This is a genomic window from Stanieria cyanosphaera PCC 7437, from assembly GCF_000317575.1.
Taxonomy (GTDB): Bacteria; Cyanobacteriota; Cyanobacteriia; order Cyanobacteriales; family Xenococcaceae; genus Stanieria; species Stanieria cyanosphaera.
Genome location: NC_019748.1, coordinates 4,787,703 through 4,803,549 on the forward strand (window position 1 = coordinate 4,787,703; position 15,847 = coordinate 4,803,549).

Consider the following 15,847-nt stretch of genomic DNA (forward strand, 5'->3'; position numbering starts at 1 on the left):
GTAATTTCAGGTATGGTCAATTGCTGTTACATGATTATGATTCATTTGACTTAAAAATCAGAATAACTTTTACCTAATCAATAGAGGTCATTATTATGCAAAAGTCGTTAACAAACAAAAGATTTAATTGTCTTACAGATTATGCTTTGGAAACAATTAATGCTATCAATCTAGATAGACTAACTTATTTCTTTGGCAATCTATTAAGTGATCCTTATCTAAAAGAAAAATATCGTTTTAGGCGTTTATCTCGTTTCCAAATAGTTGACAATAAAATAATTAAATTACCCCATAACTATCTATTTCAGAGTAAAAAATATAATCCTTTACTGGGAGATATCATTAGAGAATATCCCGAAATAGAAGACGAACTAATCAAACTAAAGGATTTTGCCAAAATTGTTTTAGAATTTTCTGAATTTTGTCAGCTTTGCTCAGACTCTAATGAAATTGCAGTTCATCAGATTAGAACGACAACATCTGCTTGGCAAACAGGTCAACCTGCTCCTGAAGGAATTCATCGAGATGGAGTAGATTTAGTAGGTATTTTCTGCGTTAATCGACACCAGATTGAAGGAGGAATTACATCTCTTTACCGCTCTAAAAACGATCCACCCGTGCTTTCTAAAATTCTCAATCCTGGAGAGTTTTTAATCTTTAACGACGAGCAATTTTTCCACTACACATCGGCAATTACGGCTCTACGTTCCCAATTAGGAATTAGAGATGTATTTGTGCTTACTTGCCCTGGATTGCTACCTCCTGCTAATTAATTACAGCAGTTTTCAATTAGGTAAAAATCGCTTTGAAGTTCAAAGTTCATTTGCAATTAATAGTAATAAGCTCGTTGAGATCTAGGAAGGTAATTTAAATACAAAGTATTTTACAGGAGTCAGCTATGGTTGGTTTAGACCTTAAAAAGATACGCGCTCAGTTTCCAGCACTCGACCAAGAAATTAACGGCGAACCTGTAATTTTTTTTGATGGCCCTGGTGGTACTCAAGTACCTGATTCGGTAATGAAGGCGATGAGCGACTATCTTCGAGTATCTAACGCCAATGCCCACGGAGAGTTTGCTACTAGTAGACGAACTGATGAACTAATCGATTCTGCTCGTTTAGCTATGGCAGATTTCTTGGGGTGTAGTCCCGATGAGATTGTCTTTGGTGCAAATATGACCACGCTGACTTTCAGTTTGAGTAGAGCGATCGCACGGGAATTAAAACCAGGGGATGAAATTATTGTGACGCAACTGGATCATTATGCCAATGTTTCTCCCTGGCTAGCTTTAGAAGAACAAGGGGTAGTTATTCGGACTGTCAATCTTAATGTTGAAGACTGCACCTTAGATTTAACTGACTTGAAACAAAAAGTTAATGAACGGACAAAATTGGTAGCGGTTGGTTATGCTTCTAACGCTGTCGGTACAATTAATAATGTGGCAGAAGTAGTAAAAATAGCTCATGCTGTTAATGCCCTAGTCTTTATCGATGCAGTTCATTATGCTCCTCACGGTTTAATTGATGTTAGGGAGCTTGATTGCGACTTCCTAACCTGTTCTGCCTATAAGTTTTTTGGCCCTCACGTAGGCGTTCTGTATGGCAAACGGAAACATTTTAGTCGGCTGCGCCCTTACAAAGTTAAACCCGCCCCAAAAGAAATTCCTGCTTGTTGGGAAACTGGGACTCTCAATTATGAAGGACTAGCGGGAGTAGTAGCTACAATCGACTATTTAGCCGATCTCGGTCGTCAAATTTTGCCATCGGTTGAAAATCGTCGTACTGCGATAGTTACGGCAATGACAGCAATTGCTAACTACGAACGAGAACTATGCCAACATTTAATTACAAAATTGTTACAGATTCCTGGTTTAACTTTTTATGGGATTAGCGCTCCTCAAAAATTTAATTGGCGGACTCCCACCGTTGCAATTCGATTGAGAGAACAAACTCCCTATGCTGTTGCTAAGGCGTTGGGCGATCGCGGTATTTTTACTTGGCATGGCAATTTTTATGCCCTTGGACTTACCGAGCGTTTGGGCATTGAGTCGAGTGGTGGATTGCTTCGGATCGGTTTGGTTCATTACAACAGCATTGCAGAGATTGATCGTTTGTTAACAGCATTGCTTGAGATTGCAGCTTTACCTACGGTTTAAATATAGAAGTTGATTCCTCATGTTCTCATCCTTAAAAGCACTTCTTGGAACGATTGTAGACTACGCTGGACTTTTCCCCCCAGCCAAACTTACACTGAGAGACGCGATCGCTCTTTACGCTCGATACCTTCAAACTTCTGATCAATGGATGTTAGGTCGCTTTGTTCTGCCACTATCTCAATTGCAAGACTTGGAAAAACTTGTAACAGATGTAAATACTATAGTTAATCATTGGTTACTCAGTGTGATTCTGTCTGAAAATTGGGAATTAGAACTGAAGCAAATTCAAGCTTTTAATTACAGAAATAAAATCCAAATCGCATCTGTAGAATTTCCAATACTTTCACCTGAAGAAATAAGTAGAGCCATATTCCTTATTCCTAATGAAATTGAATCATTTTTTGAAATTCCTTTATCCGAAAATTTAGAGACATATTTATCTGTGTTAAAGGGAACAAAAGCATCGGCTAAAATTCGTACAGGAGGACTCAATGTCAAAGCTTTTCCCTCAGTAGAGCAACTATGTCGATTCATTTTTGCCAGCGCAGAAGTTCAAGTTCCTTTTAAAGCAACTGCGGGACTGCATCATGCCTTACCAGGAAAATATCCCGTCAGCTATGAACCCGATAGTCTTTCTGTTGCCATGCAGGGTTTTATTAATGTTACGCTCTTAGCAGCGTTAGTCTATTGGCAAAAAATAACTCAGCAAGAAGCAGTACTAGTGCTGCAAGAATCATCCAGCGAAAGTTTTCAATTTCAGGAAGATCATATTACTTGGAATGACAAACAACTAACCACTTCAGAAATAAAACAAAGTCGTCAACTTTTTTACCGTTCCTTTGGTTCCTGTTCCTTTCAAGAGCCTTTAGATGAGCTTGAGTCGTTATCTCTAACCTAAAGCTAATGAATCGTTCAATTAATCACACTCACGATCCTAATTTACGCAGTTGGGTAGAATCAGCCAATCAAACAAAAACTGATTTTCCCATTCAAAATTTGCCCTTTGGCATATTTCGACCTCGAAATACAATTGAAAAGCCCCATATTGGTATAGCAATTGGTGAGCAAATTCTCGATTTATTTGTATGCCGTGAAGTTGGACTTCTTCAAGGACTGCCCGAACGTTTACAAGAAGTTTGTCTGGAATCAAACTTGAATGAATTAATGGCTCTGGGAAATTGGGCAACATCAGCATTACGCGATCGCTTGAGTTTACTGCTACGATTAAATGGATCAAACCCACCTTTAGATCAGAAAATACTTCTACCTATGACTTCGGCAGAGTTACTATTACCTGCCCAAATTGGTGACTACACTGACTTCTACGCCTCTATTTTTCACGCCACTAATGTAGGCAAACTATTCCGTCCCGACCATCCCTTACTACCAAACTACAAATATGTTCCAATTGCTTATCATGGACGTGCTTCTTCGATTATTGTAAGTGGCACGACGATCAAACGACCCCAAGGTCAGCAGAAAAGTCCCGAGGAATCAACTCCTATTTTTGCACCTTCTCAACTTCTAGATTATGAAATGGAAGTTGGTTTTTTTGTTGGTTCTGGCAATAAATTAGGACAACCTATTACTATTGACAAGGCAGAAGAACATATTTTCGGACTTTGCTTACTCAACGATTGGTCAGCACGAGACATTCAAGCTTGGGAGTATCAACCTCTTGGGCCTTTTTTAGGCAAAAGTTTTGCGACTACAATTTCTCCTTGGGTAGTAACTTTAGAAGCTTTAGCTCCTTTTCGCTGTCCTGCTTTTTCTCGTCCTGAAGGAGATCCCTCGCCTTTGTCCTATTTATATTCACAACTGGATCATCAACTGGGTGGAATTAATCTCACGGTTGAGTTATTGTTGAGTTCCGCACAGATGCGCGCTCAAAAAATGAAGCCATTGCGTTTAAGTCGAGCTTCCTTTGGGCAAATGTACTGGACGATCGCTCAGATGCTGACCCACCACACTAGTAATGGCTGCAATCTTCGCTCGGGAGATCTGTTAGCTAGTGGCACTATTTCGGGTGCTGAAGAAGGCTCTCAAGGCTCTCTGCTCGAAATTACTCGACTTGGTTCTCAGCCTATTGAACTGCCTACTGGGGAGGTGCGGTCTTTCCTCGCTGATGGGGATGAAGTGATTTTGCATGGATATTGCGAGCAAAAAGGCTCTGCCAGAATCGGTTTTGGTAAATGTAGGGGTATGGTTTCATCTCGTCTGACGGATCAAGTTTAAGCCTTCTTAATTGATCGTTATCAATAGATTATATATACGCGATCGCTCATTTAAAATAGCACGATATACCAATCCTTGAATAACCAACTCTAAGAACTGGAGACACAGGAAAGCTTACTTCTATTTATATTCGCGATCGCGATCACAATTTGATTGAGTTATTATTTACAACTAAATTCGCCGATTGTGACTTTTAACTCTTCAAAATTAGGGTTCAGTACGATCTAAAGCTGTCGTTAATTCTTGCATGATGCCATCGATCGCTACTTCAATGCGTCGCCATTCTGGAATCAAAGGCGCTCCAAAGGGATATTGATGAAAATCGTCAAAAGCCGTATCGAGAGCATTGGCAAAAGTTTCCACCGCAGTTAATTCAAGATGTAAATCGTAGGCATTTAAGTCATGCATTTCTGCAAAAGCTTCATATACTCCAACTACACCACGAGCATGATTCAAATAAGTCAATTTTAGAGTCCGAAAAAATTCTCGACTGAGTATTATTCCCTGAGAAGAAATTTGAGCGAAGAAAGTCCGAGCAATATCACCAACCATTTTCTGGAGTCCCAGTTGAGAACCACTACCTATTTCTTGGTGTTTATGGTCATAACGATTAGTTAACTCTACTTGACAGATGCGGGGTACTCGAATCAGACGATAAACTTCTGAGAGTATTCCTACTTCGATACCCCAGTCAGAAGGAAATTGCATTTCCCGAGCAATACTAGTAAACATGGCAAATTCTCCTGCTAGAGGATAGCGAAAATCTGACATATATTCGAGAAAATCTAAATTGCCCAAAATCTCCCGCAGAGAACGAACAAAAGGAAAATAAAACAGACGCACGACTCGACCGTAAAGGCGATCGCCATAACGAGCATAAAATCCTTTAGCAAATTGATAACGAAGATGTACGACCGAATAAAGCAGACGTACCATAAAAAGACGATCATAAGTTAGGATGTCCGCATCGTGAAAAGCCAGAACAGCTACTTCTTCCTTAGCGAGAATATATCCTAAGGCAGTCCACACCGCTCGACCTTTACCGCGAGGTCCTAACGGAAGTAGCTCATCAATTTGTTTAATTACTTGTTGTACTTCAGGATTATCATTCCAGAGTAAGCGTCCTTTATCTCCTAAAAGAGCGACAATTTCTTTAGCTCGATGAAAATCTTCTGCATTTGCCCGATCTAGACTGATGTAAACTTTTTGAATAAATTGCATTTGCGATAACTCTTCGATGATATGAGCCATTGCAGAACTGGCTAAATCACTAAAAAGAGCAGGAATAAGAACTCCGATTGGAATACGAGTAGATGCTTGTAAGAGACGTTCTTCCATGGCAACTAGTGTCTCTTTTTGTAAAAGCGTAAAGGTGGGAACGTAATTGATATGAAAATCGGGCATATTCTGTTGTTAGTGAAGTAAAAATTAGTTTTTAGAGCTAGGTGGCGATCGCTTTTCTGGAAGCAACAAGCACTATAGATTTGGCAATCCTTTACGCATGAACCCTCCAGAATTGTGAGAAAGATCGAATAGTTAACGGCTTAGATTTTTGTTGTAATTAAACACAATCAAACTGAAAGAAAGATTGCACTTGCCAAAATTGAGCAAAACTAAAAAGCAAAAAACTTATACCAATTATCACGCATTCGCTGGATTCATTTACCAATTAATAATTATTAAAATTAAATCTCGAATAACTTGAGATGTTTAGCTTTTGACTTTTAACTTCACACTAAGTCTCTTGATTAATGCATAAGAAATAGTATAAGCAGTATTGTTTCCATAACACTATCATCTAAATTAATTATTTTTGTCATGCTAATTTAAACCATTTGCCATCTTATCTCTTGACCTGCCCATAAGGGAACGAGTCCAGATTCAGGAAATGGAACTTCATCGGGAATACGCCAGGTTGTTTTGGTCAAAGCAATCTGTTCGCTATTGCGGGGGAGTTGATAAAAATCTGCTCCATAGAAACTGGCAAAAGCTTCAAGTTTATCGAGAGAATTAGCACTCTCAAAAGCTTCTGCGTATAACTCCATGGCGTGGAGGGCTGAATAACAACCCGCACAGCCACAGGAACTTTCTTTGCTATTGCGGGGATGGGGTGCGCTATCAGTGCCTAGAAAAAACTTGGGATTGCCAGATGTTGCTGCTTGCAAAAGTGCCAGGCGATGCTCTTCTCGTTTCAAAATTGGTAAACAATAAAAATGGGGGCGAATGCCACCTTGGAAGATAACGTTACGGCTAAACAATAGATGTTGAGGCGTGATGGTTGCAGCAATATTGTTAGTCGCTAGGACAAACTGCACAGCATCGGCGGTGGTAATGTGTTCGAGTACCACCCGCAGGTTGGGAAATCGCTCCTTAAGAGGGATCAAATGTTTTTCGATAAACACCTTCTCGCGGTCAAATATATCCACATCTCGGTCTGTCACTTCCCCGTGCAGTAATAAAGGTATGTCTACCTGTTCCATCATTTCAAAAACGCGATCGCATTTCCGAATGTCCGTCACACCGAAGTCTGAATTGGTGGTTGCACCCGCAGGATAGTATTTTACCGCTTTGACAAACTGGGATGCTTTGGCTGCGATAATTTCTTCGGGGCTGGTATTGTCGGTGAGGTAGAGGGTCATCAGTGGCTCAAACTGTTTGCCAGCGGGAATTGCTGCCATAATGCGACCGCGATAAGCAGCAGCATCAGCTACCGAGCGTACTGGAGGCTTTAAATTCGGCATGATGATGGCGCGGGCAAACTGACGTACTGTATGGGGCAGAACTGCTTTCAGTGCCTCGCCGTCCCGTAGATGCAGATGCCAGTCGTCGGGTCTGGTTAAAGTAAGATTTTGCATTTTTCTATCATAAAACACCTAGAGATAGGACGCTGGCATGAAGAGTTTAAATTTTTTCAGGGGCTTAGATGGTAATGATTACAATCTTTACTGTAAAAATTTTTAGGTACATAGACAGTAAAGTAACGCTAATGATTTAAATAAGAGGCAATCGTCGAGCTAGGAGATACGCTGTCGTAAGAATAAAGAAACCATTACCTGCCTCAACATAGCAAATCCTACAAAACTTTCATGTCTTGGTTCACGAACAAAGAGTAAAGGTAAGAGCGCGATTATTCGCAAGCAAGAAGAAAGGATAAATAATCCAGGTAGACCGCCAATGTAAGCAGTCTGAGCTAAAATACCACCTGTTGTAGCACCTAGTGCGCCACTCAATCCACCAAGAGCAGCAGCGATCGCAAAATAACTCGAAGGTTTATGAACAGGTGCAATTGCCATTTGTAGATTGTTGTTACAAAGATCGATCGCTGAGACAGTTGCGCCAGTAAAAAGATAGAGCAAAGGTAACCAAAATCTTGTCGAGAGGAACTCGCCGTCAATTCCTAACCACAACCAAGGCAAAATAGAGACTACCATTCCTATTCCAATTAAAATAGAACGGTTGCCAATGCGATCGGCTAACTTCCCCCACACTACTAGCATTAAGACGTTTGCTCCTGCCGTCAAACTGCTGTAAAAAGTAACCCAACTAAGAGCCAAACCTAGATCTTTAAGTAGATAGATATTGAAAAAAGGTGCGCTGGAGTTAACAGCAAACATCCATAAGCTGTTAAAAACAAGAAATTTGAGAAAATTAGCGTCTTGGAAAACAGTTAAAAATGTTGGTGTTTGTAGGTCGTTCTTAATAGTATTAGTTCCTTGTTGTGGATTAACATCCGTCATCAACAATTGAAAACTCACACTAATTAATCCTGCCACTACAGCTACGGTTAAAATTAACCCATAACTTTCTACAGTACTAACTTGCCAGCGAGACACTAACAAACCCAACAATGGTACAGATAACAAATTAGTCAAATTAGCTGCACTGTTACGAAGTCCAAAATAACGACCTCGCAAACGACGAGGCACTAAAACAGCCATCCAACTAGTCCAGTTAGCAATTCCTAAAGCACCAAAAGTGTGAGCGAGAAAAACAACTACCAACGTCAACTCTATTAATCGATGCGAGCGACACCAACCTCTTTCAAAGCCGATTGTTGCCATAGCTAAAAGCAACCACAGTAATCTAGCAGGAACAAAGATACGTAAATTGTATTGACGACGACTGAGCGATCGCTCAGCCAAAATTGCTCCAAGTGGCTGCCAAAAATGAGCAAACATCGGGATGGCTGAAAGCATTCCTATCTCTAAGCTGTTAGCACCCAATTCTAATAAAAAATTGCTCAGTAAAATTTCAGCAGTGACGCAACCAAAAAAAGCAGAAAAAATGCCATCATAAGTTGAAGCTTTTAGACTGATGCGGATATCTTGTTTAGAAAGCTTTGTTGCAGCACCAACATCCATTTCCAAGGTGTTGCAGTTGTTGGAAGATACTTGAATTTCTGCGATTGCTGGATACTCCGAACTAAAATACAGCTAAAATTTAACTCAAACAAAATCTTTCCCATGTTTGTGCATACAAATATTAATCGAGCATTTTTTCAATAAGAGCGATCTCTTTAATTAAGTTGATTGAAAATAATTATAAGTTCACCGATACTTCATTCAAAGAGTAAGAGAAAATAATTTAGAGCCTTTTTAGCCATTTGAGCGTAATGAATGTTTATTCTATTTTGAGTCAGACTCAACGACTACGGATTAGTGACGGAGCGATCGCCAAACTTTTCGATGGTTGCTCTTCAGCAAATCGTTTACTCATACTTATTTGGTCACAATTAGGAGATTTTGACAGCCTAGAATATGCTTGGTGGCTAAAACGAGAGTCGCAACAAATTCAAGCGCAGGGAATAACAATTAGAGCGATTGGCATTGGCGATCGCCACGCTGGTCAAAAATTTTGTGAATATACTGGATTTCCCCAGGAATGGTTATTTGTCGATCCCAAAGCAGAGATACATCAACAACTGAACCTTTATCAAGGTTTATCTGTTAAACTTCCTTTTTTTTCAAGAGGACAAAATACTTGGCTTTCTCTAATGTTAATGTGTGCTGGCATTGGAAGTCCTGGCACTTTATCCGAAGTTTTTCGTGGTTATAAGGGAGATAAAAAAGCACCTCAATTAATTGGTGATGATGAGATTGTGCGTGCCAAACCCTTACCACCAATAAAAGGTTCATTTTTTAAATTAGCAGGTGGAAGTGGTTTTCAGCGTCCATTTGAACTGGCAACTCTACGATTGCGAAATATGACAGAAGTTTTGGGTAACTTCTCAATCTACGTTCCTCAGTCGGCTTATTTGACTCAACGGGGAGGAACTTTTCTGTTTGATCGAGATGGAAATTTATTATATGAATATCGCGATCGCGGTATTCTGGGTTTTGCAGAAAATATGAGCCTTCCCTTATCTTTTTTAAATGATCAATAATTCATGATTACTGAAGCTCAAACTATTTTTGAAGAATATGATTTAATTCCAATTAACAGTCAACCATGAAATCTATTTTATGTGGCACAAATATCATCGCCAACTTGCTTTTGCTATAGCAATTCCCATTGCAATTTTAGGTGGCTTAATGGGTTTAGGGGGTGCTGAATTTCGCTTACCAGTCTTAGCCGGTTACTTGGATTATTCTGCCCGTCAAGCAGTACCTTTAAATTTAGCGATCAGTTTGGTAACAATTGTTTTTTCCTTATTTATTCGTAGTAAAACCCTAGCATTTAATTCTCTAATACCTAATCAACCGATCTTATTGTCTTTAATTGTTGGCGCAGGAATTTCTGCTTGGTTGGGTGCAACTTGGGCAAGAAAGCTTTCTAATGAACAGTTAGAAAAAATTATTTTAGTATTTTTAGTTTCCATTGGTTTGGCTTTAATAGTCGAAGCTTTTTTACCAGAAGCTTTACCAGCAATTGTTCCAGACGTTTTATTTTTGCAGATTATATTCGGAATTATTTGTGGTTTGGCAATTGGCTTAGTTAGTAGCGTACTGGGTGTAGCAGGAGGAGAATTAATTATTCCAACTCTTATTTTTGGTTTTGGTTTAGATATTAAAACTGCAGGTACAGGAAGTCTAATTGTGAGTTTACCGACAGTAATCGTTGGCATTGTTCGCTATATTCAAAAACAAGCTTACAGCGATCGCGTTATTTTTAAAAATACTGTTATCCCAATGAGTTTAGGCTCAATGATTGGGGCAATTTTAGGAGGGATGCTAGTAGGAATAATCTCTGCCAGATTACTCAAACTTATTTTGGGCTTAATTTTAATTATTTCTGCTTTTAAAGTGTTTAATTCTCTTAGTTTTTCCGAACACCGAAGAGATTAATACTTTTTCTTGTTGGTTGGCAACTATTAGTGAAACTCAACACCGAATAACTTTGTATCTTAAATTAAATCAACCCACTCATGATTCTGAAGATTACCATATCCAAGCAGAAGTTTTTAAAGATAAATGGCTAGAATTAAAAGAACGTTCTTTGCCTTGGAAGATTCAACTTAATCCACTATGAATTATGCTGTTGCAAGAATGAAAATAATAATAGCGATCGCTATTTGAGCTAAATCAACCACTTAGGAGAAGTTAACAGAAACAATTCGCTTTTACCTAAAGGATTTTCAATCTTTGGTACATTTAAGCCCACAATACCAGCTTTTTTAACTACAATTTGTTCTTTAACAGTTCCCCATACCAACATTTCTGTCCAATTTCCTAAATCTGGCTGATGACCAACTAAAGCCAACTTACAATTTGAATTAGGCTCAGAAAACTGAGAATACCACTCTAACCACTTATTAATATCACTATCAGGTGCAAGAGATTCAAAAATTTCGATTTGATTAGTTAAACCAACTTTTTGAAAAATTTCTGCCGTTTGATGCGCTCTTATTAAGGGACTAGTTAAAATTAGGTCGAATTTCAAATTAATTGCTCGTAATTTTTCAGCTACTTGTTTAGTTTTAATCCGACCCTTTTCAATTAGTGGACGCTCGTCATCATTAGTATAAGTACCTCGTTCAGCAGCAATACCATGACGAATTAAATAAACTTCCATCTTGTTCAGTTAGCAGTTACTAATTACTAATTATGAGGGATGAATAATCAACCATTAACAATCAACAAAAATCAAACTATCCGACTAGATTTCATTTAATTAAGAAATGCTATATTTAGTCAGTTTGAATCACATCATCATCAGGATTAACCAAACGCAATAGTTTTTGTTTAATTTGAGTATCAAAAACTTCCCATTTGAGTTTAGCGTAGTCAGAATTATCATTAAAACTACCTAAAAAACCAACAGGAATTTCAAAACCTCCCGCCATGTGGCGACCACCACCAAAAAATCTGCCATAATTATCTTGACCAAACACTTCTTTAATAAATTCATCAGGATCGAGCGTAAGTTTGGTAGTTCTCAAAGAACCAATCACTACTTCAATATCATCATCTTCGTCGTGAACAATTCCATAAACTACTGCGGTGTGAATATCTTCTTCAGTCACCAAAAAATCTGCTGCTTGAGGAATGGCATCGCGGTCATCATAGCGTAAATAACCAACACCTGCGATGGAAAAATTGTTTTTGATCATCCGATTTCTCAAAGATCTTTCAATTACATCCATCACTCGACGTGAACGGGCAGATTGTAAAACAGCGTTGAGTAATTGAGAATCATAAAAACGACTTAGATAAGCAGCAGCGAGGAAATCTTCTTCTTGTGCTTGCATTAAACGGTTAGTATCCGACCTTAAACCATGCATTAACGCCGTAGCACATTTGATATGCTTGGTATTACTGGTGTTGAAGTTTAACAATCCTTCTTGTAGATATTGAGTCAGAATTGTCGCAGTTGCTCTTGTTTGCGATCGCAAATCGATAAATTCGGCAAGCAAATCTTTTTGTTTGCTGTGGTGATCAATTACTACTACCAAGGGTATTTTAGCTTGTTCGATAATCGGAAAAAGTTGGCTGTTAGTACCTTGACTATCAACTAAAACACAACCTTGATAAACCGATAAATCCTCAGCTTGAAAACTTGGTGCGGTTTTACGTTTAGCTGGTAAATTTGTCAATTTAACTAAGGCAATATTTTCTTGATGAGATAAAGTTCCAGAGTAAACAATATCGCACTGAATTTCATATTTTTCTGCAATTAATTGATAAGTCCACGCACTAGAAAGAGCATCGGGGTCAGGAAAATCTTGAATAACAATAATTTGCCGTTCTCCTCGATGTTTTTCCAAAGTTTGTTCTAATTTTTTAACAATTTGGCTTAAATCGCGGTCAGATTGTTCTTCTCGATTAAGATTTGTTCCTTCTAAAGGCAAATTAATTATTCCTGGATTTGCAGGAGTTTTTGTAATCGTAGAATTGTGATTGGAGGAAGTGTTTAATTTTGATGGCATATTAAAATTATAAGCAATTTATAAATTACCGAATAACACGGTAAATATACATTTATGTCTATCTGAGGTTTGAGTTTATCATGAACTAAACGATTGTATAGTATGGTCTTATTTCAAATTCCAATGACATATTTTTTCCATTCTTGGTTATGATTGCCTTGGGTATACTTGACAATTTCAAAATGAAGGCTACTATGGGGTCTGCGGGGTTGAGTCAGAAGAGACATATTAGCTTCTTTTGGTGTACGACTGCCTTTTTTGACATTACAACGCACACAAGCTGCTACTAAATTTTCCCAAGTATCTCCTCCACCGCGAGAACGGGGAATAACGTGATCTAAAGTTAATTGCTCATTTTTCGCCCTACAGTATTGACAAGTATGACGATCTCTTTCTAGAACGTTACGACGAGTTAAAGGAATTTCTTTATAAGGAACTCTAACATAGTAACGAAGTCGAATTACCGTCGGTAGAGGAACATCGGCATAAAGGAACCTGCCGTTATGTTCGAGTTGTTCCGCTTTGCCCTTTATAAGTAGTACAACCGCCCTGCGCCAACTAGTGATATTGAGCGGTTCGTAAGAGGCGTTTAGCACCAGAACCTTGCCCATTGTCCGAGATATGATAGTTTATCACAGATACTAGCACAGAGAACCAGATTTCGTATGCTTTCTCCTATAATCAGTTCTAGCAAAGAAAAATCATTATGTATTCAGTACTTTATGCAGAAAGCAGAAAACTGTTAATTGTTGATTGTTGATGGTTAATGGTTAATTATTCATCTCTGATAATTAGTAATTACTAATTACTAACTGATAACTGAAATACCTCTTGACCTTCTCAATTTCTAGTCTAATATTTGTGGATAAAGATTGGGTGTAGAGGAGTTAATTATTTATGCTTAGTTGGCAACCAACTACTGGGATTGAACAATTATCTTTGGTAAATCGTCAACGAGCTTGGGTAGAGATTGATTTAAAAGCTTTAGCTCATAATGTACGTCAAATTAAACAAATTATTTCTCCTGCAACAGAATTAATGGCTGTAGTCAAAGCAGATGCCTATGGACATGGTGCAGTTACTGTAGCTCAAACAGCATTAGCTCATGGTGCTTCAGTTTTAGCGATCGCGACTTTGGCAGAGGGGATCGAACTGCGTCAAGCGGGAATTAATGCGCCCATTTTAATTTTAGGGGCAATCAATACGGCTGAAGAAATTAAGGCAGTGGCAGCTTGGCAATTAGAACCAACGATTTGTAATCCTCAACAGGCTCTAATTTTTGCCGAAACTTTAGCTCGTAGTCAAAAAAATTTGGCTGTTCATCTCAAACTTGATACAGGAATGTCTCGTCTTGGTACTAACTGGCAAAGTGCAACAGAATTTGTCAGACTGGTTCAGCAACTACCTTATTTAAGTATAGCTAGTATTTACTCTCATTTAGCTACTGCTGATGAACTAGATCCTACCATCATGAAATTGCAACAACAACGATTTCAATCAGCGATCTCTCAACTGAAATTAAATCATCTAACACCCCCCTGTTTGCATTTGGCTAATTCGGCTGCTACTTTAAGCGATCGCAGTTTAGATTATGATCTTGTTAGAGTTGGTTTAGCTTTGTATGGACTTTATCCTGCTTCTCATCTACAATCTACAGTCGCTCTCAAACCAGTTTTACAACTGAAGGCGAAAATTACTCAAGTCAAACAAATTGCTGCTGGTACAGGAGTTAGTTATGGACATCATTTTGTAGCGGATCAAGATTTAACTATCGCTGTAGTCGGAATTGGTTATGCGGATGGTGTCCCTAGACATCTTTCTAATCGTTTAAAAGCGATCGTTCGTGGTCAATTGGTACGTCAAATTGGGACAATTACAATGGATCAATTAATGTTAGATGTCAGCGATTTACCTAATTTACAACCAGGCGAAATTGTTACTTTGATTGGGAAAGATGGAGATTTTGTTATTTCAGCAGATGATTGGGCAAATACTTTAAATACAATTTCCTGGGAAATTCTTTGCGGTTTCAAACATCGATTACCGAGAGTGAATATTTAATTCAGTTACCAGTTACCAATCAACTATCAAAAAAAAATAATACCAACCGATAACTCCATCTGTGTTTATCAGTGTTCATCTGTGGACAAACAATTAACCAAATCAAAGATGCAATTTGACCGCATAGCAGCTTAAAATCTAACATACACCAAATTGAGTTCCAAAACTTCTGATGAAAGCCGTTTTACCTGCCCAAATAATTTTAGAACCTCTTTTACGTCAATGGTTACTTGAAGATATTGGCAGAGGCGATCGCACTAGCGCAGGATTATTTAGCGGGGAAGTCAAGCAAGGTAAGGCGGAATGGATTGTTAAAGAAGAGGGTGTCATCGCAGGATTACCAATTGCAGCTAGAGTATTTCAATTATTAGATGAGAACGTTAATTTCGATCCGATAATAGCAGAAGGAGAATTTTGTTCGTTAGGGACAATTATTGCCAAAATTGACGGAAATCAGGAAGCTTTATTAACTGGAGAGAGAGTTGCTTTAAATTTAGCCATGCGTTTGAGTGGGATTGCGACATTAACGAGGAAATACACTGAACAAATTGCCGATTTACCCACCAAACTAGTAGATACTCGGAAAACCACTCCAGGGTTAAGAATTTTAGAAAAATATGCTACTCAAGTTGGAGGTGCGGTTAATCATCGCTTGGGATTGGATGACGCGGTGATGATCAAAGATAATCATATTCAAGCAGCAGGAGGAATTGCTAGCGCGATCGCACTTTTACGGGAGAATATACCTTATCCTTTAACAATTGAAGTGGAAACTAGCAATTTAGAGGAAGTACAAGCAGCTTTAGAACACGGTGCAGATATTATTATGTTAGATAATATGTCCCTGGAAATGATGACTCAAGCGGTTCAACTGATTCGTAATCAAAACAGTCAAATCAAAATTGAAGCATCGGGCAATATTACTTTAGCAAGAATTCGCGCTGTAGCAGAAACAGGAGTTGATTATATTTCTAGTAGTGCGCCAATCACAAGATCTTCTTGGTTAGATTTGAGTATGAGAATGATTTAGA

At 38.5% G+C, this 15,847-nt stretch carries 14 protein-coding genes and 1 pseudogene; 9 read left to right on the plus strand and 6 right to left on the minus strand.

The window, feature by feature from the left end; genetic code table 11:
- Positions 1-95: 95 nt before the first annotated feature.
- The 4 genes from STA7437_RS20945 (at position 96) to fahA (ending at position 4,390) form a co-directional block, all read left to right on the plus strand.
- On the plus strand, positions 96-773 hold the full coding sequence (locus tag STA7437_RS20945) for a 2OG-Fe dioxygenase family protein (RefSeq protein WP_015195387.1): 678 nt from the start codon (positions 96-98) through the stop codon (positions 771-773).
- Between the two features lie 125 nt (positions 774-898).
- Entirely contained in the window at positions 899-2,155 is a 1,257-nt protein-coding gene (locus tag STA7437_RS20950; RefSeq protein WP_015195388.1) for a cysteine desulfurase-like protein, read from the plus strand.
- A gap of 19 nt (positions 2,156-2,174) precedes the next feature.
- Positions 2,175-3,053 carry a hypothetical protein gene (locus STA7437_RS20955; RefSeq protein WP_015195389.1) on the plus strand — a complete coding sequence of 293 codons (879 nt, stop codon included), beginning with the start codon at positions 2,175-2,177 and terminating at the stop codon, positions 3,051-3,053.
- A gap of 5 nt (positions 3,054-3,058) precedes the next feature.
- Positions 3,059-4,390, plus strand: a complete 1,332-nt coding sequence (fahA, locus tag STA7437_RS20960; protein WP_015195390.1) for a fumarylacetoacetase — start codon at positions 3,059-3,061, stop codon at positions 4,388-4,390.
- Positions 4,391-4,597: 207 nt separating this feature from the next.
- On the opposite strand, the gene STA7437_RS20965 is transcribed toward fahA, so the two are convergent.
- The 3 genes from STA7437_RS20965 to STA7437_RS20975 all read right to left on the minus strand — a co-directional run bounded on the left by STA7437_RS20965 (position 4,598) and on the right by STA7437_RS20975 (position 8,751).
- Positions 4,598-5,794 (minus strand): glycosyltransferase family protein, encoded by a 1,197-nt coding sequence (locus STA7437_RS20965; RefSeq protein ID WP_015195391.1) that lies wholly within the window; start codon positions 5,792-5,794, stop codon positions 4,598-4,600.
- 422 nt (positions 5,795-6,216) lie between these two features.
- Complete coding sequence (pyrC, locus tag STA7437_RS20970) at positions 6,217-7,245, minus strand: dihydroorotase (RefSeq protein WP_015195392.1); 1,029 nt, start codon at positions 7,243-7,245, stop codon at positions 6,217-6,219.
- Between the two features lie 159 nt (positions 7,246-7,404).
- Positions 7,405-8,751 carry an MFS transporter gene (locus STA7437_RS20975; protein WP_015195393.1) on the minus strand — a complete coding sequence of 449 codons (1,347 nt, stop codon included), beginning with the start codon at positions 8,749-8,751 and terminating at the stop codon, positions 7,405-7,407.
- A 251-nt stretch (positions 8,752-9,002) separates the two neighbouring features.
- Between STA7437_RS20975 and STA7437_RS20980 the strand changes: the two genes are divergently transcribed.
- The 3 genes and pseudogenes from STA7437_RS20980 to STA7437_RS25620 form a co-directional block, all read left to right on the plus strand.
- On the plus strand, positions 9,003-9,773 hold the full coding sequence (locus STA7437_RS20980; protein WP_015195394.1) for a peroxiredoxin-like family protein: 771 nt from the start codon (positions 9,003-9,005) through the stop codon (positions 9,771-9,773).
- 79 nt (positions 9,774-9,852) lie between these two features.
- Entirely contained in the window at positions 9,853-10,674 is an 822-nt protein-coding gene (locus tag STA7437_RS20985) for a sulfite exporter TauE/SafE family protein (protein WP_015195395.1), read from the plus strand.
- Positions 10,667-10,858 (plus strand): annotated as a pseudogene (locus STA7437_RS25620) (molybdate ABC transporter permease subunit); the annotation flags it as partial. The gene STA7437_RS20985 and the pseudogene STA7437_RS25620, both read left to right, overlap by 8 nt.
- A 48-nt stretch (positions 10,859-10,906) precedes the next feature.
- Here STA7437_RS25620 and sixA read toward each other — a convergent pair.
- The 3 genes from sixA to STA7437_RS21000 form a co-directional block, all read right to left on the minus strand.
- The gene (gene sixA / locus STA7437_RS20990; RefSeq protein WP_015195396.1) at positions 10,907-11,401 is read right to left on the minus strand and encodes a phosphohistidine phosphatase SixA; all 495 of its coding nucleotides are present in this window, start codon (positions 11,399-11,401) and stop codon (positions 10,907-10,909) included.
- A 115-nt stretch (positions 11,402-11,516) separates the two neighbouring features.
- A complete protein-coding gene (locus STA7437_RS20995) occupies positions 11,517-12,755 on the minus strand; it encodes a DHH family phosphoesterase (RefSeq protein ID WP_015195397.1) in 1,239 nt (412 codons plus the stop codon).
- A gap of 113 nt (positions 12,756-12,868) precedes the next feature.
- Positions 12,869-13,366, minus strand: a complete 498-nt coding sequence (locus STA7437_RS21000; protein WP_015195398.1) for an HNH endonuclease — start codon at positions 13,364-13,366, stop codon at positions 12,869-12,871.
- Between the two features lie 286 nt (positions 13,367-13,652).
- Between STA7437_RS21000 and alr the strand changes: the two genes are divergently transcribed.
- Together alr and nadC are read left to right on the plus strand one after the other, a co-directional pair.
- The gene (gene alr, locus STA7437_RS21005) at positions 13,653-14,816 is read left to right on the plus strand and encodes an alanine racemase (protein ID WP_015195399.1); all 1,164 of its coding nucleotides are present in this window, start codon (positions 13,653-13,655) and stop codon (positions 14,814-14,816) included.
- 172 nt (positions 14,817-14,988) lie between these two features.
- Positions 14,989-15,846, plus strand: a complete 858-nt coding sequence (nadC, locus tag STA7437_RS21010; protein ID WP_015195400.1) for a carboxylating nicotinate-nucleotide diphosphorylase — start codon at positions 14,989-14,991, stop codon at positions 15,844-15,846.
- Position 15,847 lies beyond the last annotated feature (1 nt).

Bases quoted from the DNA above. Each gene is read 5' to 3' on its own strand.
- STA7437_RS20945 (WP_015195387.1), top strand. From the start codon at position 96: ATGCAAAAGTCGTTAACAAACAAAAGATTTAATTGTCTTACAGATTAT.
- STA7437_RS20955 (WP_015195389.1), top strand. From the start codon at position 2,175: ATGTTCTCATCCTTAAAAGCACTTCTTGGAACGATTGTAGACTACGCT.
- STA7437_RS20975 (WP_015195393.1), bottom strand. From the start codon at position 8,751: ATGGATGTTGGTGCTGCAACAAAGCTTTCTAAACAAGATATCCGCATC.
- pyrC (WP_015195392.1), bottom strand. From the start codon at position 7,245: ATGCAAAATCTTACTTTAACCAGACCCGACGACTGGCATCTGCATCTA.
- STA7437_RS20985 (WP_015195395.1), top strand. From the start codon at position 9,853: ATGTGGCACAAATATCATCGCCAACTTGCTTTTGCTATAGCAATTCCC.
- STA7437_RS20980 (WP_015195394.1), top strand. From the start codon at position 9,003: ATGAATGTTTATTCTATTTTGAGTCAGACTCAACGACTACGGATTAGT.
- STA7437_RS20995 (WP_015195397.1), bottom strand. From the start codon at position 12,755: ATGCCATCAAAATTAAACACTTCCTCCAATCACAATTCTACGATTACA.
- STA7437_RS20965 (WP_015195391.1), bottom strand. From the start codon at position 5,794: ATGCCCGATTTTCATATCAATTACGTTCCCACCTTTACGCTTTTACAA.
- STA7437_RS20950 (WP_015195388.1), top strand. From the start codon at position 899: ATGGTTGGTTTAGACCTTAAAAAGATACGCGCTCAGTTTCCAGCACTC.
- nadC (WP_015195400.1), top strand. From the start codon at position 14,989: ATGAAAGCCGTTTTACCTGCCCAAATAATTTTAGAACCTCTTTTACGT.
- sixA (WP_015195396.1), bottom strand. From the start codon at position 11,401: ATGGAAGTTTATTTAATTCGTCATGGTATTGCTGCTGAACGAGGTACT.
- alr (WP_015195399.1), top strand. From the start codon at position 13,653: ATGCTTAGTTGGCAACCAACTACTGGGATTGAACAATTATCTTTGGTA.
- fahA (WP_015195390.1), top strand. From the start codon at position 3,059: ATGAATCGTTCAATTAATCACACTCACGATCCTAATTTACGCAGTTGG.
- STA7437_RS21000 (WP_015195398.1), bottom strand. From the start codon at position 13,366: ATGGGCAAGGTTCTGGTGCTAAACGCCTCTTACGAACCGCTCAATATC.